Genomic DNA, 23,072 nt, shown 5'->3' with positions numbered 1-23,072 from the left:
CCCCCCCCCCCCCCCCCCCCCCCCCCCTTTTTTTTTTAATCATCCGGCGACCACCGAGATCTACACACGGAGTAGCGGCGGCCGCGTCTGTTGTGTATACGCGCCCGCGGCGCGGGCCGCCGCCCCCGGCTCGCCGTCGGGGTCGTCGCCGGCCTCGGTGAAGGAGGACCGCAGCGCCTCGGTCTCCGCGACGGCCCGCCGTACCGCCTCCGCGAGGAGTTCCGCGTCGATCGGGCCGGCGATCTCCAGGTAGGAGCCGCAGTTGTACAGCGGGCTGTCCGGCTGGAGCTGCTGGGCGACCCAGATGCCCAGTTGGGCGGCGGACACCGGACGGAGCATGGGAGCTGCGTCGGACATGGCGGGGCGGTCCTCTCGGTCGTGCGGGGTGGCGGGCTACGGGCGCGGCCGTCCGGAGGCGGTGCCGGGTCAGGCGAGGGTGGCGAGTTCCTTGGCCAGTGCCTCGCTGAGGCCGTCTATCGTCGGGTTGTCCCACATCAGGGTGGGGTCGAGGGAGACGTCGAGGTGGTCCTCCAACTCTCCGGCGACGGCCAGCACATAGAGCGAGTCCAGTCCGTAGTCGGACAGCCTGGCCGTGGTGTCGATGGTCTCGGCGGGGCGCTGGAGGTGGGTGGCGACGCTTTCGATCAGCCAGGTGCGGAGGCTGTCGGCGCTGTGGGTGTCGATGGTGGGTTCCAACACGGTGGGACTCTCCTTCGATGGATGTCCTTCGGCGGGTGGGTCAGTGGGCGCGGTGCGGGCGGTCGGGTACGGGGCGGTCGGCCAGGTCGAAGGAGTGGCCGGTCTCGTAGCGGCGTACGAGGTCCGCGTACAACTGGGCTTGGACCGCGCCCGTCGGTTGGGTGAGGCGGCGTACGTCGGTGGTCAGGGCGCGGGCGGGCGCGGCGGCCAGCCAGGCGGGATCGCACAAGTCGGTGGTCTGCGCACTGGTGAGGGGTTCGGCCGCGCTGAGGGTGGGCGGCGGGGCGGGGTGCCGGTCTTCGGTACTCGGCTGGTGGCTGCGGGCGGCGAAGAGTTCGTGTTGCAGTTCGCGCAGCAGCAGGGGGAACCCGGCGTGAGCGCCTTCCCTGAGGTAGAAGCGGGAGCCGAGGAGCATCGAGAGGCGGTCCATGGCGCCTTGGAGTGCGCGTGACACCAGGGCCTGGACGGCCCGGGACCGTGCGGTGTCCGGGTCGTCGCCGTCCGCGGCCGGGGTGGTGAGGGCGTCGCACAGCAGGAGGTCGGCGAAGGCGCCGGCGAGTACGGCGCGGAGTTGCGGGATGTCCACGGCGGGCGCCCCGTACAGTGCGCGGGCCCGCAGGTGGCGCAGGGTGAGTCGGAGCCCGGAGTCCAGGGTGCCGACGGCCGCGCCGCTGCGCAGGGCCGCGGTGGCCCGCGCCTGGTCGGCCGCGGCCCCGGCCAGCCCGGGTGACCTGCGGTAGAGGGCGCGCAGTGCGGGCAGCGCGGCCCGGTCCTGCGCGTGCGGCACGTGGTGGGCGAAGGGCTCACCGGTCAGTGGCCGGCCCGCCTCCCGCGCGGCGACCAGGGCCCGGAAGCCGTACGGGTTGGTGTCGTCGTACGGGTCACCCAGGTGGTGTTCCAGGGCCGTGGCGGGGTCGAGGTGATCGGGGTGATCGGTGCGCGCCCGGACGGCCGGGGTGGGTATGGGCGCGGTGCCGGTCGGTGTGGGCGCGGGAGTGGCGTCGGTGGTTCGGGCCGGGTTCATGCGGTGGTCGCCTCCCTGGGGTGGGCGGGCGCCAGGTGGTCGATGAGGGTGGGCCAGCCTTCGGGGGCGCGCCGCACGGTGGCGTCGGCGAGGGTGTCGAAGATGGTGTGCTCGGCCTGTTCGACCGGTTCGCCGAGGTCGATGAGGGCGGCGAGCAGGCAGCCGTGCAGCCAGGTTTCGGCGTCCGGCTCCGGGCCTACGCCGGTGACCTGCGGAGTCGTACCGTCGGCGGGCGCGGCTTGGGTGGGCAGGTGCCGGGTGGGTGTGTCGTGGGTGGGCGCGGCATGGCTGGGTGTGTGGGGGGCCCTGGCGTTCAGCCACAGGTGCAGGGCGGCGGTGGCGGCGAAGGTGAGCTCGAAGCGTTCGGCGAGTGCGAAGGCCGTGTCGGGGACGGCCCTGGGTGGGAACCTGACCTCGGCGAGTTCCGCGTGCAGCCGGTCGGTGGCCGCGAGCAGCCGTCCGGCCAGGTCGGCCAGGCGGGTCGATGCTCGGCCGTCGGCGGCCCGTTCGCGCAGGTCGGCCACGGCCACCGGCAGGCTGGCGACCAGTGACGAGCCGGTGGGTGAGACGAGGTTCAGTTCGTCGCCACTGAAGGGCCGCAAGGGGAGGTCGATGCAGGTGGCCTCGGCCAGGCCGGCCGCGTCCCAACGACCCTTGCGGTAGCCGCGGGCGATCCGCGGGAACTGCTCGATCAGGGCGTTGCGGTTGACCAGGCTGCTGCCGTCGAAGATGCCGATGATGCGGTGGTCGCGCTCCAGCTTGGCGAAGCGGCCGTGCGGGTCGTCGGGGCCGAGCAGGCCGTACGGGCTGAGCAGGTGCAGCAGGCGGGCGATGATGCCGTCGACCTGGGTGGGTACGTACCCCTTGGCGACGGCCGAGACGACGCTCATCTCGTGGGTCAGGGCGTGGACGGAGCGCATGGCGACCAGGGTGGTGGCGTCGGCGAGTAGGAGTTCGGCCGCGGCCCTGCCGAACTCCCTGCGTATCTCCGGGAGTTCAAAGAGCTGCCGGCCGGCGTCGGACGGGCGGGTGGCGAAGGTCGCGGCCAGCCGCAGGGCCTGGTCGCCGGCACCCAGTGACATGGCGGCGCAGCCGGTGCGGGTCAGGTGCAGGGCCTTGACGATGGTTTCGATGCCCTGGCCCACCTCACCGATCAGCGCCTCGCCCGGCAGTGGTGTGCCGTCGAAGCTGATGCCGCTGATGTCGGCGCCGCGGATGCCGTAGGTGGCGACCTTGGGCAGGCAGGCGTAGGCGTCCGGGGCCAGTCGTGCCTTGTCGACGAGGAAGAGGCTGAAGCCGCGCGGGCCACCGGCGGGGTCCGTACGGGCCAGGACGGTGACCAGGTCGGCCCGCGTGGCGCTGTTGATCAGCCACTTCTCGCCGGTCAGCCGCCAGCCGCCGGACGGAGTGCGGGTGGCGACCACCTCGCCGCCGAGCAGGTCGCTGCCGTGCTCGCGTTCGGTCAGTGCGCAGGAGACGAGTTGGCCGGCGAGCACCCGGCGCCCCAGGCTGCGGGCGGCCTCCGGGGTTCCGCCGATCCAGGTGGGCACGGCGCCGAGGTAGGTCTTGCCGTGCGAGGCGGCGACCGTCAGGTCGTGTCGGGAGACGGCGCGCAGCAGGCGCATGACGACGGTGAAGTCGTCCAGTGCGCCGCCGTGTTCGGCGGGGACGTAGTACTGGCGCAGCCCGAACACGTCCAGCACGTGGCAGGGTGCCGCGGGAAAGGCGCCGGCCAGGTCGAGTTCGGCGAGCCGGTGTGGCGCGTAGGGTTGCTCGTCTGCGGTGAGGCCGTCGAGGAGTGCGGTGAGTCGGTCGACGGCGGGTGCGGCACCTTGGCCGGGTCGGGGCGGGGCGGTGGTCATCAGGCGGCCCCCCGGCTTGCGGTGGCCGGGAGCGCGGGGCGCAGCCGGGCCTCGGGGTAGTCGGCGAAGCTGGGTTCCAGCGCTCCGGTGCGGAAGAGTTCGCGCATTGCGGAGCGCTGCACCTTGCCGCTGGTGGTCCGGCGCACGCTGCCCGGCCGTAGCAGCAGCAGGCCACCGACGGGGGCGCCGAACTCGCGGGCGACCATCAGCCGCATCTCCGCGGCGAGTTCGGCAAGTTGCTCCACTTCGCGGACGCCGCGCACCTCGTGGGTGACGACGAGTGCGTCCACGCCGTCGGGTTCGTCGGCGGGCACCGTGAAGCAGGCGCCGACCAGGCCGGCGAGGGCGGGGAACTGGGTGCGCAGCTCGTCCTCGATGTCGCCGGGGTAGAGGTTGCGTCCGCGGAGGATGAGGACGTCCTTGAGGCGGCCGGTGATGTAGAGCTCGCCGTCGAAGAGGGTGCCGAGGTCGCCGGTGCGCAGGTAGCCGCCGTCGCCGTCGGCGGTCGTGGCGTGGAACTCGGCCGGGTTGGTCGCCTCCCGGTTCCAGTAGCCGTGGCCGACGACGGGGCCGCGCACCCAGATCTCCCCCACGCCTCCGTCGGGGAGCACCTGGTGGTCGTGCGGGTCGACGATGCGCAGGTCGGCGCCGGTGGGCGGGCCGCAGCTCACCAGGGTGCGGTGGGGTTCGCCGGGCCGTGCGGGGCGGAAGGTGTGGCGGGCGAGTTGGTCGGCGGCCACCTGTGCCACCCGGGGTGCGGCGCCGACGGCGCCGGAGACGAACAGGGTGGTCTCGGCCATGCCGTAGCAGGGGGTGGGGGCGTCGGCGCGCAGCCCGTGGTCGGCGAAGCGGCGGTGGAAGCGGTCGAGTACGGCGGCGCGTACGGGCTCCGAGCCGTCGATGGCGTGCCGCCAGCGGGACAGGTCCAGGCCCTGGCTCTGGGCCTCGGTGACGCGCCGGCTGCACAGGTCGTACGCGAAGTCGGGGGCGGCCGATGCGCGCAGGTCGAACCGGTCGATCATGTGCAGCCACAGGTGGGGGCGTTTGAGGAAGGTGCTGGGGCTCATCAGGACGGTGGCCGAGCCGACCAGCAGCGGCGGGAGGATGGAGCCCATCAGGCCCATGTCGTGGAAGTGCGGTATCCAGCCGCCGACCGGGGCGTCCTCGTCCAGTTCGAGCCGGTGCACCAGGTGGGCGCTGTTGTGAAGGATGTTGCCGTGGCTGATCATGACGCCCTTGGGGTCGCCCGTTGACCCGGAGGTGTACTGGAGGACGGCGAGGGTTTCGTGGTCGGTCGGCGGCATGGTCCACGCGGCCGGGTCCGGGTCGGCGCCGTCGTCGGTGACCAGCAGGGGCAGGTCGGTCAGGTCCGCCTCGATGGTCCATGCCCGGATGTCGGGCTCGGTCGCGGCGTCGGTGAGGACGGTGGCGATGCCCGCGTCGGCGGCGATGCGGCCGACCCGGTGCCGCTCGTGGTGGTAGCGGCCGGGCAGCGAGGAGGGCACGGCGACCACGCCCGCGTACAGACAGCCGAAGAAGGCGGTCAGGAAGGTGAGCCCGGCCGGGTAGAGGAGCAGGGCCCGGTCGCCGGGCGCGGTGTGGGCCGCCAGCCGCAGCGCGATGGCCCTGGCCCGGCGGTCGAGTTCACCGCGGGTCAGCCACTGCGTGCCGTCCTCGCGTCCCGGGTCGGTGACGAATGCCGCAGCGTTCTTCGCTGGCTTGCTTTCTGCGTGGCTGCGGATCAGTGCGCTGACGCTGGGGGCGGTGACTATTCCCGTCATAACCGGGGCCTGCCCTTCGTGATCACGAATTGATGGCGCCTGTCGAGAAGGCGCTCTGGTTTTTTGTACCGGGGCCCGAGCGGGCAGGGAAGCGACTGACAGCAAATTGCACTGACCCCCAAACCACACCACGACATTGAGGCCAAACCGCCCATACAGCCCGATAGTTCCAGGGCGGACCGTCCAGTAGCGGTCATCGGATACGCCGCTGTGGCAGCGCTCCGGCAGTAGCATCGAAGCCCGGCCACCTTTATCGCTCAGCACTTCCCCACATTTCCCCGAGGTCGCGCGCCGGCCCCGTCGACTGCGGTCACGTCGCGCACGAGATCTGCTTGCCAAAACCTTTTCCCGAATTCATTCCGACCGGCGACCCAAGGAAATGGGCCAGGCGTCGTGGATTCGTCTGGCCGGCATCTGACGGCCGGGGCACCGATGCGCGAAGACCCGCGCCGGGCCCGTGAATCGGAGGAATTCATGACCAGCGCAGCACCGCTAGCCGACGTCGACCGCCCCGTGCAGCCCTGGCAGGGCAGCAGCCCCGCGACCCAGTTGCTGATCCTCACCGGCCGTTCCGTACGGGCCCACTTCGCGCACCGCAGGGCTTTGTTCCTCAGCCTGTTGCAACCCGTCTTCATCCTGCTGCTGTTCAGCGAGGTGTTCGGGAGCATCGTCAACCGCAGGCAGTTGCCCGAGGGGGTGGCCTATCTCGACTACCTGTTGCCGGCGCTGCTGGTGACCACCGGCATCGGGCCGGCCATCGCCTCGGGCATCGGGCTGGTGCGCGACATGGACAACGGGGTGGTGTCCCGGCTGCGCACGCTGCCGATCCAGGCCCCGCTCCTGTTGTTCGCCCGTAGCCTGGCCGACCTGCTGCGCACCGCCGTACAACTGGTGATCCTGCTGGTGGTCGCGAACCTGTTCCTGGACACCGACCCGGACGGCGGCCTGCTCGGCATGTTCGCGGCGCTGCTGCTGACCTGTGTGGTCGTCTGGGCCATGATGTGGATCTTCCTGGCGCTCGCGGCCTGGCTGCGCAGCGCCGAGGCGATGCAGAGCGCCAGCTATCTGATCACCTTCCCGCTGATGTTCGCCTCCAGCGCCTTCGTCCCGGTGGAGCGGCTGCCGGGCTGGCTCCAGGTGCTGGCCACGGTCAACCCGCTCACGTACGCGATGGACGCGGCCCGTGCGCTCACGCTCGACCAGCCGCTGGGGGCCCAGGTGTGGTCGGCGCTCGGCACCAGTGCGCTGGTCGCGCTGTGTGGCTCGACGCTGGCGGTCTGGGCGTTCCAACGCCCCGCGCGCTAGTCGCCCCGGGCGGGCAGTCGCAGCCGCGGGGTTGTTCGTGGGTGGTGGTGGGTTGAGTGCTGGTGGGCGCTGGTGGGTGAGTACCGGAGGAGGACCGACGCCCACGGGACCGCCGTCAGGACCGGCCCCCGCCCTGCCTGCCCCGGCCCGGCCTCGCCCGGCTGCCTGTCTGCCTGCCTGCCTGCCACCTCAACGACGCGAAACGGAGACACCCATGGTCGACTTGCAACCCCACACCCTGGCCCGCCTGGACGCCGCAACCGATGCGCCCGAGGACGCCGCGGCCTGGGTCGCGGGACACCGCGCGGAGATCGACGCCCTGGTGGCGGAGCACGGCGCGGTGCTCGTCCGCGGGCTGCCGCTGGCGGACCGCGGGTCGGCGGTCGCCGCCGTACGCGAGGTCATCGGCACCGGGTTGGTCGAACGCGAGGGGTTCGCGCCGCGGGAGCAGTACGCGCCGGGCGTCTACTCCTCCTCCCAGTGGCCCGCCGACCAACCCATGTGCATGCACCACGAGCTGAGCTACGCGGCCGAGGCGCCCCGGGTGCTGGCCTTCGCCTGTTGCACGCCGCCCCGCCGCGGTGGGGTGACCGCGCTGGCCGATGCCCGGGCCGTACTGGCGGACCTGCCGGCCGAACTCGTCGCCCGCTTCGAGCGGGTCGGCTGGCAGTTGCAGCGGCACTACAACCCCTTCGTCGGGCTCAGTTGGCAGGACGCCTTCGGGGTGGCCGAGCGGGCGCAGGTGGAGGAGTACTGCGTGGCGCGCGGCATCGCCACGCGGTGGAGCGAGGACGGCGGGCTGCACACGACCCAGCAGTGCCCGGCGGTGGTGCGCCACCCCGACACCGGCGAGCGCTGCTGGTTCAACCAGATCGCGTTCCTCAACGGCTGGACGCTCGCTCCCGACGTGCGCGAGTTCCTCATCAGCGAGTTCGGACCCGACGCGCTGCCGTTCGACACCCGGTACGGCGACGGCACCGCGCTGGAGCCGGCGACCGTGGACCTCATCAACGAGGTGTACGAGCGCCACACCGTTCGCGAACCCTGGCAGCGCGGCGATCTGCTGGTGGTGGACAACGTACGGGTGGCGCACAGCCGGGAGCCCTACCGGGGAGAGCGCGAGATCATCGTGGGCCTCGGCGGCTCGTTCGCCCAGTGAACACTTAGCCACGTTCCGTACGATGGGCCCGGACCCACTCCAAACCCGCACCCACACCCGCATCCGTACCGCCGCAGACCCGCCACGCGCACAGGGGCGCACCCGCTCGTTCGGGTGCGCCCCTTCTCGTGTCAGGTGGGTAGCCGGTGAGGGAGCCGCCCCGAGCGCACCGCCGGGGGCGCGGTCTCGCCCCACTCCCCCGGCGGTGCGTCGGAGCCGGCAGGGTTACGCGCTCTCGGGCTCCGCCACCTCCACCTCGGCCAGCGGGTCGGCGGCGCGGTCCCCCCTGGGCCGGGTGGTGGCCGGGTGGCCGGTCGCTTCGAGTGCTGCCGCGAAGTCGGCCAGCGTCGGCCGGTCGGCCAGGTCCTTCAGGCCGAGCGCCCGGTCCAGGGCGATGAGCAGCCGGACGCCGGCCAGCGACGTGCCACCCAAGGCGAAGAAGTCGTCGTGCCTGCCGATGCGTTCCTGCGGCAGGTCGAGGACGTCGGCCCACAGGGCCGCGAGCCGGCGCTCGGCCGGGGTGTGCGGCGCGTCCGAGGGGCCGGCCTCGGCGATGACCGCCGCGGCCAGCTTGGTCAGCGCCTTCTTGTCGACCTTCCCGTTCTCGGTCAGCGGCAGCCGCTCCAGCCGGTGGAAGGCGGCCGGCACCATGTAGTCGGGCAGTGCGGCGGCGAGCGCGGTGCGCAGCCCGTCGGCGGTCAGCTCCGCGTCACCCGCGTAGCAGGCGACCAGGTTGCGCTGTTGGCGGGCGCCGCCGTCGATGACGACGGCCGCCTCCCGCACACCCGCGACCCCGAGCAGCCTGTTCTCGATCTCGCCGATCTCCACCCGGTAGCCGCGGATCTTCACCTGCTCGTCGCGGCGGCCCAAGAACTCGATCCGCCCCTCGGGCAGCCAGCGGCCGAAGTCGCCGGTCCGGTACATCCGGGTGTCCGGCCGGAACGGGTCGGCCACGAACGCCTGCCGGGTGCGCTCCTCGTCGTTGACGTACCCGCGCCCCACACACACGCCAGCGAACGCGAGTTCACCCGGCGAACCGAGCGGGGCCGGCAGCAGGTTCTCGTCCAGCACGTACGTGTGCACGTTCCGCAGCGGCCTGCCGACGCTGACGAAGTCCCGTTCCGGCACCCGGTCCAGCACCTCGTGCAGGGTGTCGTCACTCACCTCGGTCAATCCGTACGCGTTGACGAGCTTGATGTCCGGGTAGGCCGCGAACCAGCGCTGGACGAGCTCCAGCTTCAGCGCCTCGCCGGTCACCGACACCACCCGCAGCGCGCCGAGCGGACGCGGGTGCGCCTCCAGGTGGGTCAGGAGGACGTCCAGGTAGGAGGGGACCACCTGGGCCACTGTGACGCCGCCGGCGACCAGCTCGTCCACGAAGGCGGTCACGTCGAGTTGGGTCGCCGTGTCCACGATCTGCACGGCGCCGCCGACCAGCAGCGGGGCGGCGAACTGCCACAGCGAGATGTCGAAGCACTGGGAGGCGATCTGGGTGACGACCTCCCCTGCCCCGGCCGCCAGACCGGTGTCGTCGATCTTGGCGTAGAGGTGGTTGAGCAACCCTCCGTGCTCGCACAGCGCGCCCTTGGGCGTGCCGGTCGAGCCGGAGGTGAAGTAGATGTACGCGGCCTGGTCGAAGGTGACGGGCAGCGCCAGCGGTTCGGCGGGGCCACCGGCGGCCTCGATCGCCGGCACGGACAGCGTGCTCGGGGCGGTGGTCAGCGCCGCGGAGGCCGCCCGTACCAGTTCCTCGCTGTCCGGCTCGGTGAGCACGAAGTGGCAGTCGCTGCGCTCCAGTTGGGTGGCGACGCGGGCGGCCGGGAAGTCGGGGCGCACCGGCAGGTAGACGCCGCCGGCCTTGAACACGCCGAGGGCGGCGGCGATCCAGTCCGGGTTGCGGTCCATGACGACGGCGACCACGTCTTCGGTGCGGACGCCGGCCGCGACCAGGGCGCGGGAGATCCGGTGCGAGCGCTCGTCGAGCTCCCGGTAGGTCCACCGGGTGGCGCGGTGCACGACGGCGGGGGCATCGGGAGTGCTGCGCGCCCGCTCCTCGAACAGCTCGATGAAGCTACGGTCCGGCAACTCCACGCTGGGTCCGGCGAGTTGGTCGAGCTGCTGCTTGAGCTCCGCGTCCGAGAGCAGGCTCTGCCGATGGTGCTCTGCGGTCGGATCGGCGGCCAGCAGACGCAGCGCGGACAGGTGGTAGCCGACCACGCGACCGGCGTACGCGCCGTCGAAGGCGCCACGGTCGTAGAGCACGCGCAGCGCGAGCCCCGCTTCGTCGCGCGTCCAGGACACGCACAACAGCGCGCCGTCGAGCCGGGGGGCGGGGGCCGGCCGGCCCTGCGGCGCGTCCTCGCCCCACTCCACCCCGGACAGGTCGAGCACCGCCTCCGGGTGCGCCCCGGCCGGCCGGGCGAAGCCGCGGGCAGCGGCGGCGTGCGCCACCAGCTCGTTCCAGGGTGAGTCGGCGACGTACAGCTCAAGGAGTTCGGGGCGGTCCGGCGCGCCCGGCGAGAGCTGGCCGATGAGCAACTGCCGTTCGGCGGCGAGACTGGCCAGCACCCGGGCGTGGGCGGCGCGCAGCAGGGCGGGCAGGTCCGTACGGAGGCGGCGGGCGGTGCGCTCCAACTCCTCGGTCAGCTCCGCGTGCAGCCGTACGCCGTGGGCCCCTGGGCCCGCAGCGGTACCGGTCGCGGCGCGGGGCGCGGCGCCGCCTGGGGCGCTCCAGCGCGGAATCGTGGTGAACGCCAGGTTCGCTATGTCGTCTCTCATGCCCTTCGGCTCCTTCTGGGCTTCGCCGTGTCGATCGTGGTCAGCGGTGCGGTGCGCGGCGGCCGGTGCGGCTGACCCGACCCGGGCGCCGGGTGGCCTGCCCCGACGGTGGCGCGCTGGTGTCGTGGGGCTCGCTGGTGTCTGAGCGTCGTCGGTGCGCGCGGGGGCACGGCCCGTGGGCGCGGTGGTGCGTGCGCGGGCGGCGCGGGTGGGTGCGCGCTGGGTGTGTGCGAACGTGGGTGTGGGTGTGCCCCGGGCGGGCGTGGCTGAGGCCGGTGCGGGGGTGAGTGTCGGTGTCGGGTGTGGCCCGTTCAGGCCACGGGGGCGCCGGTGGGGCCCGGGGAGCCGCTCAGTTCTTCGGCGAGCGCCATGTAGACGTCGTCCAGGGTGGGTTCGGACAGGGTGATGCCGGTGATCGCCACACCCACGTCGTCCAGCGCCCGCACGACGGCTGCCAGCGCCGTCGACTCGGGCACCGGCACGCCGACGGTCCCGGCGGGCTCGCCCGACTGCGGTTCCAGTCCGGCCCTGCGCAGCGCCTCGTTCGCCCGCGGCGTGGCGGCCGGGTCGGCCAGGGTGGCGCGTACGGTGCTGACGCCGAGTTGCGCCTTGAGCTCGGACACCGAGCCGTCGGCGATGGTCTTGCCGTGGCCCAACACGATGACGCGGTCGGCGAGTTGTTCCGCCTCTTCGAGGTACTGGGTGGTCAACAGCACGGTGGTGCCGGTGGTCACCGCGGCACGGACTTGGTCCCACAGTCCGCTGCGGCTGACCGGGTCGAGCCCGGTGGTGGGCTCGTCCAGGAAGAGCACCCTGGGGTGGCCCACGAAGCTGCTGGCGAGGTCGAGTCGGCGGCGCATGCCGCCGGAGTAGGTGGCGGCGGCCCGGTCGGCCGCGTCCGTCAGGGCGAACGCGGTCAGCAACTCCTGTGCCCTGGCCCGGGCTTGCTGGCGGCCGGCGCCGAGCAGCCGGGCCACCAGGATCAGGTTGTCCCGGCCGGTCAGGCTCTCGTCCACGGCCGCGAACTGGCCGGTCAGGCCGATGCGGCGACGCACCTCGCCCGCCTCGCGCACCACGTCGTAGCCGGCCACCCGGGCGGTGCCGCGGGTGGGCAGCAGGGCGGTGGCCAGGATGCTCACCAGGGTGCTCTTGCCCGCCCCGTTGTGGCCGAGCAGACAGAGCACTTCGCCCTGGCCGATGCGGAAGCTGACGCCGTCGAGGGCCTGGGTGCCGCCGAAGGACCGGCCGACGTCGACGGCTTCGATCATCACACTGTTCACCGGAAGTCATTCCTCACAGAGGGGCGGTGGGTGAGACAAGGAGTGGGGGGTGGCGGTCGGTCCCGGGGCGCTCGCACGCGGGGCACCGGGCCCGGGCGACGGCAGGCGCCCACCTCTCTCGGTGGCTGGCCGCTGCTGCCGTCCGTACGGGGGTTGCAGTGGTTGTGCTGTGGTCGCGCAATGGTTGTGCTGTGACGGTTGCTGTGGGTTGCCGCTACGGGTTGATTGCTCGTGGGTTACGGCCGCCGGCTCATGGCTGTGTGCTCACCTCTGTGGGCTCCGGGCCGGTGTGCTGTGGCTGGTCGCCGCGGCGGCGGGGCCGCGGTCGCCCGACCGGCGCCCGCCACCGTGCACCGCGTCTACCCGCTCCGCGCCGCGTCCGTGGTCAGCGCCCGCAGCGATCGTCCGTGGTCAGCGGCCGTCGCCGTCGTACGTGGCGTTGTGCGTGGCGTCGTACGTGGTCTCGTAGGCGGTCTCGTACGCGGTGTCGTAGCCAGCCGCCGCACCCGGTCGTGGTGCCCGGCGCCGTCGGCAGAGGTCGTACGTGGTCGTGGTGCGCGGCACCGTCGGCAGGGCCGTACGTGGTCGTCGTTGCTTGCTGTCGGGTGTCCCCGGGTGCTGCCGGCAGTGGCTTGCGTGGCGTGCGACGTGGTCAGTGGCGTACGCCGGGAGGGTGGGGCGCGTCCGGTCAGGCCCCGTCGACGGTGGCCGGCAGCAGGCCGAGTTCCACGGCTCTGGCGCCGGCCTGGAAGCGGGAGTTGGCGCCGAGTTCACGGGTGATTTCGGCGACGTACCTGCGGTAGGTGCGCACCGACATGCTCAGGTCGCGCGCCGCGACCTCGTCCGTACGGCCCGAACTGAGGGCCAACAGTATCCGGCGGGCCACGGCCCCCCGCATGTGGTCGCTCAGCCGACGGTGGTCGGCCAGGGTGGGGCTGCCCTTCCAGGCGACCTGGAAGAGGGTCCGCAGGTTGCGCAGCACGGCCGGGGCGCGCACCACGACGGTCTCGCGCGAGGAGGGGCCGGGCCGCGACCAGGCCACGCTCAGCGTGCCGTCCGCGAGCACCGTCTCCTGGAGCGGTTCCCTGACCAGTCGTACGTCGACCCGCGGCGCGTACTTGTCCAGCCGGTCCACGAAGGAGCGGTTCTCCAGGAGTCCCACCCAGGCCAGCAGCCGGACGTCGACACCCCGGCCGACGGCACGGCCGAGCCGCGGGATGAGCCAGGCGATCTCCTCGTCGCTGCACCCGGAGAGCACCACGGACAGCGAGCGTTCCGCCGAGTCGATGGTGCGCTCCACTGCGCCGGTGCCCTCGTTCGGCTCCAGGGCGGTCAACAGCCACTCTTCGGTGCGGTGTCGGTCGACGGCCGACTCGACCAGCCTGCGCGCTTCGAGGAGCATGCGCTCCAGTTCCCCGCTGGAGAGACGATTGGCCTTCGGTAACGCCGTGTCACCGTGGCCGAGCGCGCCAGGAAGGATGGCGCTTGGGCCTCCGGTGGAATCCATGGCGATGGATAGACGATTGACAGAGGTACTTGGCACAGCTCCCCCTAAGAACTTGACCATTCATCCGGCCGTAACATTCTCGCTGCCGAGGTAATGTCATGGCCCCGCACAAACCCATGGCGCAAAGATTTCAGTAAGAAATTGATTCGGTCGAACGGTCGCACGACCGACACATTGCACGAGGGCCGTGTTAGCCTTCTCTGCCCTGCACTGACGACGATGGGGAGTGCTCGAACCTTCGATTGCCGCCACAATCGCCAGGCACTCCAGTCAGCATTACCGCGACAATACCCACGCGATACGTTAAAAGTCAAATACTTCTTGAGTGGAATGCGTTACGGGAAACCGCAGGGTCTGGCCTGCGAATTACCGTAAGCGAGGGCTGCGGGAAACCGTAGGGTCCGCTCTTCGGCACTGTGCCACCTTTCAAAACACCTTGCTGACCAGGGCGGACACCGACGGCCACGGCTGCGGGGCCGCCGGCGCCCGCCGCGCTCAGGAGAGCTGGCCGTCGTAGTCGGGCAGCTTCACGTCACGCTCCGCATGCCCGCCCGCGAAGTCGGTCGCACTGTTCCCTATGTTGGCAATGATGGTGTAGCCGTCGGACTCGATCTGAATCCGCTTCGCCGTCTTGAATGCCGCCGGACTGTCGAAGACATCACCGATGGGCCGCTGGTACAGACCGGTGATGGGATAGCCGACATGCACAAGATTCCCACGTGTCACCTGGTCAAGGAGATCCGGGCGTGCGGTGATGAAAAAGATCCCGACACCGCGGTCATGGGCATACTTGGCAAGATCAAGAACGGGCTTCACGGCCGGGGTCGGCGGGAAGAGCTGGAAGTGCGTCTCCAGTGAGGTGTTGTCAATGTCGAGCACGATGGCCTGCTTCTGCCCACCACTGTTCGCAATGCGCTGCTCGATACCGGGCCGCGCCTGGTCTATCACCTTGCGCACATCGTTCTGCCATGTTGCGTAGTCGATCGCGGCAGCCTTGCTCGCACCGTCCGCGCGGGCCGAGACGGCCTGCGCCTCGACCGGACCGGCCAGCCCCAGGGCGGCGACCGCCAGGGTGACGGCCACCAGCCGAAACTTCTTCAGGTCCGCTTTCATGACGCCTCCATTCGATCCGGGCACGGCCCACGGCCGCGCTCCGGCACCAGGGCCGTACAACCATGAACAACACACACCCATGGCCGTACGGCGAAGAGAAGATGGGGGAAGGACCCGGGTGACACCCCTCGCACACCGATCCGCGTGGGTGTGCCACCCGTGGGTCGGCCCGCGTCCGCGCGGGCGCCGGGCGCCGCGCTTCCCCGCCGGACTCGCGCCCGGCCACCAACCCGGCCACCGACTGCGGGCCGCACACCCCGTGCGCGCTGCCCGCCAGGCCGCTGGAGCGCGGCGGCATCCGGCCGGCACACCGTCGGCGCCCACCGACCATAGCCCCGCCCGGCAGCACGGGGTCGCCCGGGCGCTGCGGTGCACAGGGGCCGTCAACTGCCCCTGCATCAAAGGTCGATGGGTGGTCTTCGCTGAGGTGTACCTGGGTCGGGTGGGCGCGGTGGCGAGATGGGCCACCGCGCAGGGTGCGTTCCAAGGCCGTTCCCCCGTGGGCTGCTGAGAAGTGCTAGAACGCCGCGGACCAACCCGGTCGTGACTCACATTCCCGTCCGCCCCAGTGGCGCCGGGACGGGTCCATGCAGAAGGTGTCTCACCCGAGGAAGCCGGGCGGAGTTCAATTGCACTGTGCCGATCCCGATCCCGCCAGAACAAGGGCCTCCAGTGGGCCGAAAATTCGCGCACCGCCATGCCCGAACGGGCGCTGATATCCGCCCGCTACGAGGATTTGACCTCCCGTCGCCTTCCGCATGGCGCCCGCACCGGGTCGGTCAAGGCGGGGAGACGGCCACGGCACCCTCATGCCCGCCCTGTGATATGCGTCACAGGGCGTGGGGGTCCTAACACCGAGCTGCGCGGATGTGGGCAGGCGGGCCCGCAAAAGCGTGTCAGCAACCTGCCAGAAGTGGACACCGAGGGTTCTGCGGGCCCGGGCGCGGCACGGTGCCGCTCGGAAGTGCGCCCGCGCCCCGATGGGTCAACTTGCGCCACGAGACAGCCCACTTGGATGTGGGAGCGGACAGGGCGACCGCCGCCGCGGGCGGGGCTCCGGTCAGCGCCTACCCCGTGCGGCGGCCATCGCCACGGCGGCCCCGGCGAGCGCGGGCCGCGGGACGGACGCGCCACTCCACACCCGCCGCACCTCCCGACCACTCCGGCCACCCCGGCTGCAGCGCCTCCCAGCCACTCCGGCCACCGCCCCTCCCGCCCGCTCCGGCCACCTCGGCTGCCACGCCAACCCGACCGCCCCAGCCACCCCACACCCGCCGCGGGTCCCGATTACTCCGGCCATCCCGGCCACCGCGCCCCCGCCCACTCCGGCCACCCCAACCGCCGCGCCTCCCCTGCCGCCCTTCCCGGCTGCCTCGGCCAACCCCGTGCCGTACCGCACCGTCACCCGTCACCCCCGTCCGCTGCCCGCCGTCCGCTGCCCGCTGTCCGCTGTCCGCCCGGGTGCGAACTGCCTGGTCGGCGGGGGCGCGACCGATGGCTGCTCGGTCACAACCGGCCCTTCGATGAGTAGTTGTTGAGCAGTTCCTGAGCTGGTGGTTGGGACCGGTCCAGCCCAGAATGAGGAGTCAGGGCCGGTGCATACTGCGGGTCGTGCCGGCCTGCGCCGCAGGCAGTGTGCGATGTACGGGAGGCAGTCCACCGGGGGCCGCCACCCTCGGATCGACACCGCGTCCCACTCGGAGACGTCGCCGACGATCGGCGACACCCTGGGCGGCACCCGTACGCCGCACGCAGACCCGTCCGCACCGCCTCGTGCCCGGAGGGTGACGGACAGCCTTTCCGACCGCACCACTCCGGGCATGATGTGGGGGACCACCACTGTGCTCAGCTCAATACTCGTCGCCACTCCCTCCCCGACCGAGGAACGCATCCAGGTCGCGGTCTACGCCGCCGACCCCATCTCCAGCGCCGGCGTGGTGCACCACCTCGCCCCGCACCCGGCGCTCGAACTCGTCGAGCCGGACGCCGCCAGACCAGACACGGTCGCCGTCTTCGTCGCCGACAGCCTCGACGACACCACCCTGGCCAGACTGCGCAAGCTGGTGCGCACCGACGGGACGCGCTCGGTCCTGGTCGTGCACCACCTCCGCGAACCCGACCTGATGGAGCTCATCTCCTGTGGCGTCGGCGCCGTCGTGTGGCGGCGGGAGGCGACGGCAGCTCGGCTGTTCAAGGCGGTCCTTGCGGCCTCGCGCGGTGACGGTGACCTGCCGGCCGACCTGCTGGGCCGGCTGCTCAACCAAGTGGGCACCCTTTCCCGGGTGGGCCCCGGTGCAACCGTCGTGCCCACCAGTGGGCTCTCGCCGCGCGAGGTGGACGTGCTCCGCCTGGTGGCCGACGGCTTCGACACCAAGGAGATCGCCGACAAACTCTCGTACTCCGAGCGCACCATCAAGAACGTCATGCAGGCGCTGACCAGCCGGCTGCATCTGCGCAACCGCGCCCACGCGGTCGCGCACGCGCTGCGCGAGGGTTACATCTGAGTCACCCGCCCCACCCGCAACCCACCCTCTGCACCACCCGACGGGCCTGACCAACCCGCACGACCAACCCAACCCACAGGCCCAGGCAGGGGCCCGGCGGCAGGCCGTTCGACCGGCCGCCGGGAGCCGCAGCCACGAGGGCGACCGCCGGGAGCCGCAGCCGTGGGGGCCACCAACCCGGCCCCACCCAGCCACCCGTACCCCACGACGGCCGCCGGCTCCGGCACGCGGACCGCCCCGCACCTGGCTGCCACCCGGCTGGCACAGCCCCGTACCCACCCGACAACCGGGCAGCAGGCGGGCGCCCCAACCAGCCAACCGGGCACACCCCATGACCGAATGCTTGGCCGTGACACGGGCAGACAGGCGGCACGCGCCCGCGCGTCGAGCCAGACCAGGCAAGCCGGGCCAGGCCGAGCGCAGGCCCGACCGGCCAGGCTCAGTCCGGTACGTGCCCCTGCATCTCCCACTGCCACAGCCGCTCGCGCACCTCGTCGATGCCGCGGGCCAGATGCCTGCGGTAGGTGCTGAACGCCATGTTCAGGCCCCGGGCCACCGCCTCCTGAGTGGCGGAGGAGTGGAACGTCATGATCAGCACCGTGTGCAGGTGCCGGGTCCGCGGGTTGCGCTCCAGCCGCTCGACGGCCTTGCTCAGCAGCTCCCCGAGGCCCGCCACCCGGTCCACCTCCGGCTGGCTCTGGAGCAGTCGCAACCGCAGCAGCGGGCTGGCGGCCAACCCGTCCGGGTCGAGCCAGCAGCGCAGCGCGTCCCGTACCGCGGCGTCCGACTCCTCGCGGGTCAACGCGCCGTCCCTGGCCCGTGGTTCGTCGGCTGCCACCGGTGGCCCGCTGAGCAGCCGGGCGGCGATGCCCTCGGTCCACTCGTCCACCCGGTCCACCCGCCAGTCGTGGCAGTACAGCGCGTGACCGGCGCGGTTCCACGGCCCGGCGTCGGCCCGGAACATGTCCATGTAGGCCATGACCGGCTCCCAGAACTCCGGCTCCCCGTGCACCAGGCACGACCAGGCGCAGTGGTCGGTGCGCATCAGCTCGTACGTGAAGCGCATGTGCACCAGGTCCCAGGCGCGCGACGGGCGGTGGTAGGCGTCCGGGTGGATCATGAAGCGGGCCAGGCCGAGGTGCTCGCCGTGGCGTACGGGGGCGATCCGGGAGACGGCCTCCCATGCCTGGGCCGCCACCGGGTCCGCCTCGCGCATGCCGTCGTCGACGTCGTCGATGCGTAGCCAGCACATGAAGCCGAGCAGTTCACCGGTGCTGAAGCTGCGGTGCACACGGAACCCCTCGGGCTGGTGGTCGAGCCAGTACGCCACGGCCCGGGCGCTCGCCTCGCCCTCCATGGTGCGCGCCATCTCCGTGACCACCGCCCACTCATCGCGGCGCAGGGGCTCCTCGTACGCGCCGCCCTCGGTGCGGTTGCCGCGGAACGGCCTGATCCACGGGGCTCTGGCGATGATGTAGTTGTAGGCGCTGGTGGCCCGCAGTGCCTCCTTCTCCGGGGCGTTGCGGATGCGTTCGACCAGGTGCAGCCGGACCGCGCGGTGCATGCTCTTGTACTGTTCCGGGTCGCGCCAGCGGAAGTCGCTGTCCAGCGAGTCGCGGACCACCTCGTGCGGGTAGACCCCGTACCGCCCGGAGCGCATGAACGGCAGTTGGCGCAGCCAGCAGAACAGCTCGGCCACGTCCTCGTCCGGCATGACCACCCTGAGCAGGTCCTCGGTGGTGTCCTGGACGTGGCTGCACACTTCGAGCGCGCGCCGGTGGGCGGGCGAGGGCAGCTCGCCCACCAGGCGCATCAACAGTTGTTCCACCACGGTCCTGCACGGGGTCCAGACGAGGTTGTCGGCGCCGTCGTGCACGGCCACTTCGGCGGCCAGCCGCAGGGCCAGCGGGTTGCCCGAAGCGAAGGCGAGCAGCCCGGCGTGCCGGTCGGGGGCGGCTCCGCGGGAGGCGAGCAGCAGCGCCGATTCGGCCGCGTCGAGTTCCCCGAGCTGCACCACCCGGAGTACGTCGTTCCACCCGAGGTCGGCCGTCCACAGCGGGTCGGGCGCGTGTCGGCCGGCTATCACCACCAGCACGCCGGCGGGCAGGCTGGGCAGGAAGCGCTCGCGCAACCACGGCTCCAGGTCGCGGCACCGCTCGAAGCTGTCGACCAGCAGCACCGGCCGGTCGACGGCCAGGATGCCGACGGCCGCGCGCTGGAAGTCGGCGGGGCTCGGTTCGATGGTGCGCGTGTCGATGCTGACGACGGGGCGCCCCGCCGCACAGGCGTCGGCGGCGAACCGCTGGAGCAGCGCGCTCTTCCCGATGCCGCCCGGCCCGTGCACCACGAGAACCGTGGGCGCGCCGGGCGCGTCGTTCAAGGCACTGCGGAACAGGGCGAGTTCGCGCTCCCGACCGACAAAGTAGTGTTTACGGGCCGAGGCCAGCCGATCCGCCAGCAGGCCGCCTCCACCCGTGCTTCGACTCGAAGCACAACTTCCCCCGGTCCGGAGCGCGACGTCCTCCTTCGACATTGCCGCTCCCTTCCTTTCCCTCACGCAGGAGTGGTCTCCTCGGGTCCGACGTGAACCGTCGTCGCAGCGGTGGACGTCGGACTGGCCCCGGATCACCGCGGCCAACAGTGGGCGTGGGGCGCCAGGAGGACCCGTCGGGCAGCGCTCCGCGCCGTCCACCGGTTCCACACGTGGCCGCGCCGACGACGGTCAACCGCCGGCAACCCCCCGTAATCAACATCGTTCACGGTGCTACGAAGCACCGGCGCGGCATGGTGGGTGGTCAGCCCACGCCACTTCGGGCGGCTGCCGCGCGTCGGGGCCGGATCGGCCCCCCTTTCCCTAAAGGCACTGCCTGATGTGCCCCTTGTCCCCTGCAAAGCTGCCCGTCCCTACCTTTCCGTGCACACTGTTCACTTTATCCGGGGCATCCACCGAAACCAGGGGCAACGCGGGTGGGCGAGAAGTCTCCACAAATCCTTTCGATCCTGCCGACTCACCGCGTCCGCTGGTCACGCCGCTCTCCCGGCCTTCCGCCAGCTTTTCAGACAGAACCACAGAGGGCGCGCCCGAATGGGCAGCGGTACGGCGCATTCGGGCACCGGGGGCGGCCCACTTGCCCGCCACCGCGCTTTCCTCGTTCGAGGGTTGCCCATTTCCCGCCAAGTTCGCCGATCTGTTCCCTGTTGTTTTCCTCCGCATGGAAGCGGGTCAGGAAATATGAGGCAGCATCAGGGGACATAGCAGCCAATAATCACCCACTCTCAGCGCCGTCAGCGCCGCGATCCGCCCGAACGCGACGGCGCCCCGCCACCGGCCCCCGGCATCGCCCCCGGCCCACGGCTCGCACGCCCACCGCGTACGGCCCTCCGTTGCGGCACCGAGGGGGCGCGACCACCACGGACGCGGTCCTGGGCCCGGGCACGGTGGGAGCCCGCGGGTCGCTCGCGATCGCCGCGTACCCGCCGGTCACGCCCGTACGCCGGCCGGCGCGCGGGTTGTCGGGCGGGGCGCGCCCGGGACGGGTGGCAGGGGCGCGGGCGCCTTGGCCGGTGCCCGGAGCACCACGGCCGCCGCCACCGCCGGGCACGACCTGGGCACGGCCGCGCCCGGGCCGCGCCACGGGCGGCGGGGTGGTACGGGGCACGGGACGGTGGGGCACCAGACCGCGAGAACTGCTCGGAAAGTGATCAACTCCTGCTCATTCCAAGGAATCCACCGTGGCGGGCGCATAACATCACCGCGTGCAGGCAACCGATGGGTGCGAAAACACGGACTTTGCGACGGCCACCGCCGTAGTGCGGCGTGGCACGTCCCCCCATGTTTTCGATGGCCGGCTGCGCCCGGAGTGGAAATCGGACGGCCGGCTCACGGGCAGCATTCTGCTGACGATGGCGGCTCGTGCGGCGGCCCGTACGATGCACATCGAGACCGACAAATTCTTTCCCAGCGTCCTCAGTGCCTGTTTTCTGTCGACCGCACAGCCGGGCCCGGTCACGGTGCGCGCGGAGTTGCTGCGCAGCGGCAGCCGGATCACCACCGGACAGGCGTCCCTTTCGCAGTGCACCAGGGACGGGCAGTACACGGAGCGGATGCGCGCCCTCATCACGCACGGCAAGTTCGACGACCGTCCGGTCGACGCCGGCACCACCCCACCGCGCATCCCCGCCCCCGACGCCTGCGTCGGCCGTCAGAACACCCCGGCGCGTCTGGTGGAGCGCCTGGACATGGTGGCCGGGCTCGACGTCCGGCTCTCGCCCGCTTGTGTCGGCTGGCTCTTCGACAGCCCGGCGCGCTCCGGCAGGTTCGACGGTTGGGTACGGCTCACCGACGGTCAGCCGCCCGACCCGATGCTGCTGCTGGTGGCCATCGCCTCGCTGCCACCCATCTCGTTCGACTTCGGGCAGGCTGGCTGGCTGCCGATGGTGCAGTTGACCGCACACATCCGGGCGAAGCCGGCCCCGGGTTGGCTCCAGGTCAGCACCAGCACCCGGATCGGCAGCGACCAGAGCGTCATCGAGGACGCGGAGGTCTGGGACTCGGAAGGCACCCTGGTCGTCCAGTCCCGCCAGTTCGCAGCTCCCACCTAAGCTTCCACCGCACGCTCAACTCGCTTACTAGACAGCACAATTGACGGTTGAGCGGCCCCATCGTGCCGACCGCTCGGCGGCTGTGTACGAGGCCCCTCAGCCTGCCGCGGCCAACGCATTGACGCCCGTCAGCTCGGCCGACAGGTCCCACAGCCGCGCCGCCTGCTCGGCGTCCGTGGCGTGCGCGGCGACACCGCTGGTCAGCGGAGTGTCACCGGCCCAGGGTTGGGCGATGTCACAGTCCTCGCAGTAGACCCCGCCGGCGGGGGGGCGGGGGGGCGCCCGGGGCCCCCCCCCCCCCCCCGCCGGGCCCGGCCGACCCCGCGCTGCTCGCCGACGCCCTGAAGGAACTGGACCGGATGGTCGGCCTTGAGCCGGTCAAGCGTCAGGTGCGGGCGCTCTCCGCGCAGTTACGGATGGCCCGGCTGCGCACCGGGCAGGGCCTGCCGGTCCAACCGCCCAAGCGCCACTTCGTCTTCTCGGGCCCGTCCGGCACCGGCAAGACCACCGTGGCCCGCATCCTGGGCCGGGTCTTCTACGCGCTCGGGCTGCTCGGCGGCGACCACCTGGTGGAGGCCGGCCGGGCCGATCTGGTCGGCGAGTACCTGGGGCAGACCGCGGTCAAGGCCAACGAGCTGATCGACTCGGCGCTGGGCGGGGTGCTCTTCGTGGACGAGGCGTACAGCCTCTCCAACTCCGGCTACTCCAAGGGCGACGCGTACGGCGACGAGGCGCTCCAGGTGCTGCTCAAGCGCGCCGAGGACAACCGGGACCGGCTGGTGGTCATCCTCGCCGGCTATCCGGAGGGCATGGACCGGCTGCTCGCGGCCAACCCCGGGCTCGGCTCCCGCTTCACCACCCGGGTGGACTTCCCGAGCTACCGGCCGCCGGAGCTGACCGCCATCGGCGAGGTGCTGGCGGCCGAGAACGGCGACCGGTGGGACGAGGAGGCCGTGGAGGAGTTGCGCAGCATCAGCGGCCACGTGGTGGACCAGGGCTGGATCGACGAGCTCGGCAACGGCCGCTTCCTCCGCACTCTGTACGAGAAGAGCTGCGCCTACCGCGACCTGCGGCTCTCCGGTTGGAGCGGCACGCCGGAGCGCGAGGACCTGGCCACCTTGCGGCTGCCGGACCTGATGCAGGCGTACGGCGAGGTGTTGTCCGGGCGGGGCCCGACCGACCGACACCGCAAGGACCCGCCGTTCGGCTGAGCGGGGGCCGGTCGGCCGGGGCTGTGGTGCGAGCGCGATCGGTTCGCGGGGCCGGGTGGGCCGGCTGGGTTCGCGAAGCGGAAGCGCCGGGCGGATACGTGAGCCGGGGTTCGCCGGGCCGGCTGAGCGGGGGCCGACTCGTGGCGTCAGGCCCTTCGCGGCCGGGCCCGTGAGCCTGGCGCGCGGGGTCGGCCACAGGGTGGCGGGCCCGGTGCGCGCGGTCGGGGTCCGGGCCGGCGGTGGGTGC

15 protein-coding genes and 1 pseudogene are annotated in these 23,072 nt (G+C 72.0%); 5 read left to right on the top strand and 11 right to left on the bottom strand.

All coding sequences use genetic code 11. From position 1 onward, the window contains the following. Nucleotides 1-60: 60 nt before the first annotated feature. From AAHZ94_RS07605 to AAHZ94_RS07585, 5 genes are all read right to left on the bottom strand, one after another. Nucleotides 61-357, bottom strand: a complete 297-nt coding sequence (locus AAHZ94_RS07605; protein ID WP_349991582.1) for a condensation domain-containing protein — start codon at nt 355-357, stop codon at nt 61-63. Between the two features lie 69 nt (nt 358-426). Beyond that, a complete protein-coding gene (locus AAHZ94_RS07600; protein ID WP_349991581.1) occupies nt 427-699 on the bottom strand; it encodes an acyl carrier protein in 273 nt (90 codons plus the stop codon). 40 nt (nt 700-739) lie between these two features. Then, nucleotides 740-1,723: a hypothetical protein gene (locus AAHZ94_RS07595; protein ID WP_349991579.1), complete on the bottom strand. Its 984-nt coding sequence runs from the start codon at nt 1,721-1,723 to the stop codon at nt 740-742. Then, complete coding sequence (locus tag AAHZ94_RS07590) at nt 1,720-3,585, bottom strand: acyl-CoA dehydrogenase family protein (protein WP_349991578.1); 1,866 nt, start codon at nt 3,583-3,585, stop codon at nt 1,720-1,722. The genes AAHZ94_RS07595 and AAHZ94_RS07590 overlap by 4 nt, the downstream gene beginning before the upstream one ends. Then, on the bottom strand, nt 3,585-5,366 hold the full coding sequence (locus AAHZ94_RS07585) for a fatty acyl-AMP ligase (RefSeq protein ID WP_349991577.1): 1,782 nt from the start codon (nt 5,364-5,366) through the stop codon (nt 3,585-3,587). Before AAHZ94_RS07585 ends, AAHZ94_RS07590 begins: the two co-directional genes overlap by 1 nt. Before the next feature lie 474 nt (nt 5,367-5,840). Between AAHZ94_RS07585 and AAHZ94_RS07580 the strand changes: the two genes are divergently transcribed. After that, nucleotides 5,841-6,671, top strand: coding sequence for an ABC transporter permease (locus AAHZ94_RS07580; RefSeq protein WP_349991576.1), 831 nt, complete (start codon nt 5,841-5,843; stop codon nt 6,669-6,671). Nucleotides 6,672-6,885: 214 nt separating this feature from the next. Next, nucleotides 6,886-7,830: a TauD/TfdA family dioxygenase gene (locus tag AAHZ94_RS07575; protein WP_349991575.1), complete on the top strand. Its 945-nt coding sequence runs from the start codon at nt 6,886-6,888 to the stop codon at nt 7,828-7,830. Nucleotides 7,831-8,055: 225 nt separating this feature from the next. Here the strand turns inward: AAHZ94_RS07575 and AAHZ94_RS07570 are convergent, their stop codons facing one another. The 5 genes from AAHZ94_RS07570 to AAHZ94_RS07550 form a co-directional block, all read right to left on the bottom strand. Beyond that, entirely contained in the window at nt 8,056-10,608 is a 2,553-nt protein-coding gene (locus tag AAHZ94_RS07570; protein ID WP_349991573.1) for a non-ribosomal peptide synthetase, read from the bottom strand. Between the two features lie 311 nt (nt 10,609-10,919). After that, entirely contained in the window at nt 10,920-11,888 is a 969-nt protein-coding gene (locus tag AAHZ94_RS07565; RefSeq protein WP_349991572.1) for an ATP-binding cassette domain-containing protein, read from the bottom strand. Between the two features lie 411 nt (nt 11,889-12,299). Further along, a complete protein-coding gene (locus tag AAHZ94_RS07560) occupies nt 12,300-12,452 on the bottom strand; it encodes a hypothetical protein (protein WP_349991571.1) in 153 nt (50 codons plus the stop codon). A gap of 124 nt (nt 12,453-12,576) precedes the next feature. Next, on the bottom strand, nt 12,577-13,290 hold the full coding sequence (locus AAHZ94_RS07555) for a hypothetical protein (RefSeq protein WP_349991570.1): 714 nt from the start codon (nt 13,288-13,290) through the stop codon (nt 12,577-12,579). Nucleotides 13,291-13,890: 600 nt separating this feature from the next. Then, the gene (locus tag AAHZ94_RS07550; protein WP_349991569.1) at nt 13,891-14,508 is read right to left on the bottom strand and encodes an HAD family acid phosphatase; all 618 of its coding nucleotides are present in this window, start codon (nt 14,506-14,508) and stop codon (nt 13,891-13,893) included. Between the two features lie 1,823 nt (nt 14,509-16,331). Between AAHZ94_RS07550 and AAHZ94_RS07545 the strand changes: the two genes are divergently transcribed. Beyond that, entirely contained in the window at nt 16,332-17,012 is a 681-nt protein-coding gene (locus AAHZ94_RS07545; RefSeq protein WP_349991583.1) for a helix-turn-helix transcriptional regulator, read from the top strand. Between the two features lie 439 nt (nt 17,013-17,451). Here AAHZ94_RS07545 and AAHZ94_RS07540 read toward each other — a convergent pair whose 3' ends face one another. After that, entirely contained in the window at nt 17,452-19,545 is a 2,094-nt protein-coding gene (locus tag AAHZ94_RS07540) for an AAA family ATPase (protein ID WP_349991568.1), read from the bottom strand. Nucleotides 19,546-20,768: 1,223 nt separating this feature from the next. Between AAHZ94_RS07540 and AAHZ94_RS07535 the strand changes: the two genes are divergently transcribed. Both AAHZ94_RS07535 and AAHZ94_RS07525 read left to right on the top strand, forming a co-directional pair. Next, nucleotides 20,769-21,614, top strand: coding sequence for a thioesterase family protein (locus AAHZ94_RS07535; protein ID WP_349991567.1), 846 nt, complete (start codon nt 20,769-20,771; stop codon nt 21,612-21,614). A gap of 290 nt (nt 21,615-21,904) precedes the next feature. Further along, nucleotides 21,905-22,825 (top strand): annotated as a pseudogene (locus AAHZ94_RS07525) (AAA family ATPase); the annotation flags it as partial. Between the last annotated feature and the right edge of the window lie 247 nt (nt 22,826-23,072).

This window comes from Streptomyces sp. HSW2009, assembly GCF_040240285.1.
Classification (GTDB): Bacteria; Actinomycetota; Actinomycetes; order Streptomycetales; family Streptomycetaceae; genus Streptomyces.
Note: the sequence above shows the minus strand (reverse complement) of the source record. Positions and strands in the feature narration are given on the sequence as shown.

Excerpts from the sequence above, each read along its gene's own strand:
- AAHZ94_RS07585 (WP_349991577.1), bottom strand. The coding sequence starts at position 5,366 with ATGACGGGAATAGTCACCGCCCCCAGCGTCAGCGCACTGATCCGCAGC.
- AAHZ94_RS07540 (WP_349991568.1), bottom strand. The coding sequence starts at position 19,545 with ATGTCGAAGGAGGACGTCGCGCTCCGGACCGGGGGAAGTTGTGCTTCG.
- AAHZ94_RS07570 (WP_349991573.1), bottom strand. The coding sequence starts at position 10,608 with ATGAGAGACGACATAGCGAACCTGGCGTTCACCACGATTCCGCGCTGG.
- AAHZ94_RS07590 (WP_349991578.1), bottom strand. The coding sequence starts at position 3,585 with ATGACCACCGCCCCGCCCCGACCCGGCCAAGGTGCCGCACCCGCCGTC.
- AAHZ94_RS07605 (WP_349991582.1), bottom strand. The coding sequence starts at position 357 with ATGTCCGACGCAGCTCCCATGCTCCGTCCGGTGTCCGCCGCCCAACTG.
- AAHZ94_RS07595 (WP_349991579.1), bottom strand. The coding sequence starts at position 1,723 with ATGAACCCGGCCCGAACCACCGACGCCACTCCCGCGCCCACACCGACC.
- AAHZ94_RS07545 (WP_349991583.1), top strand. The coding sequence starts at position 16,332 with ATGTGGGGGACCACCACTGTGCTCAGCTCAATACTCGTCGCCACTCCC.
- AAHZ94_RS07580 (WP_349991576.1), top strand. The coding sequence starts at position 5,841 with ATGACCAGCGCAGCACCGCTAGCCGACGTCGACCGCCCCGTGCAGCCC.
- AAHZ94_RS07555 (WP_349991570.1), bottom strand. The coding sequence starts at position 13,290 with ATGCTCCTCGAAGCGCGCAGGCTGGTCGAGTCGGCCGTCGACCGACAC.
- AAHZ94_RS07550 (WP_349991569.1), bottom strand. The coding sequence starts at position 14,508 with ATGAAAGCGGACCTGAAGAAGTTTCGGCTGGTGGCCGTCACCCTGGCG.
- AAHZ94_RS07575 (WP_349991575.1), top strand. The coding sequence starts at position 6,886 with ATGGTCGACTTGCAACCCCACACCCTGGCCCGCCTGGACGCCGCAACC.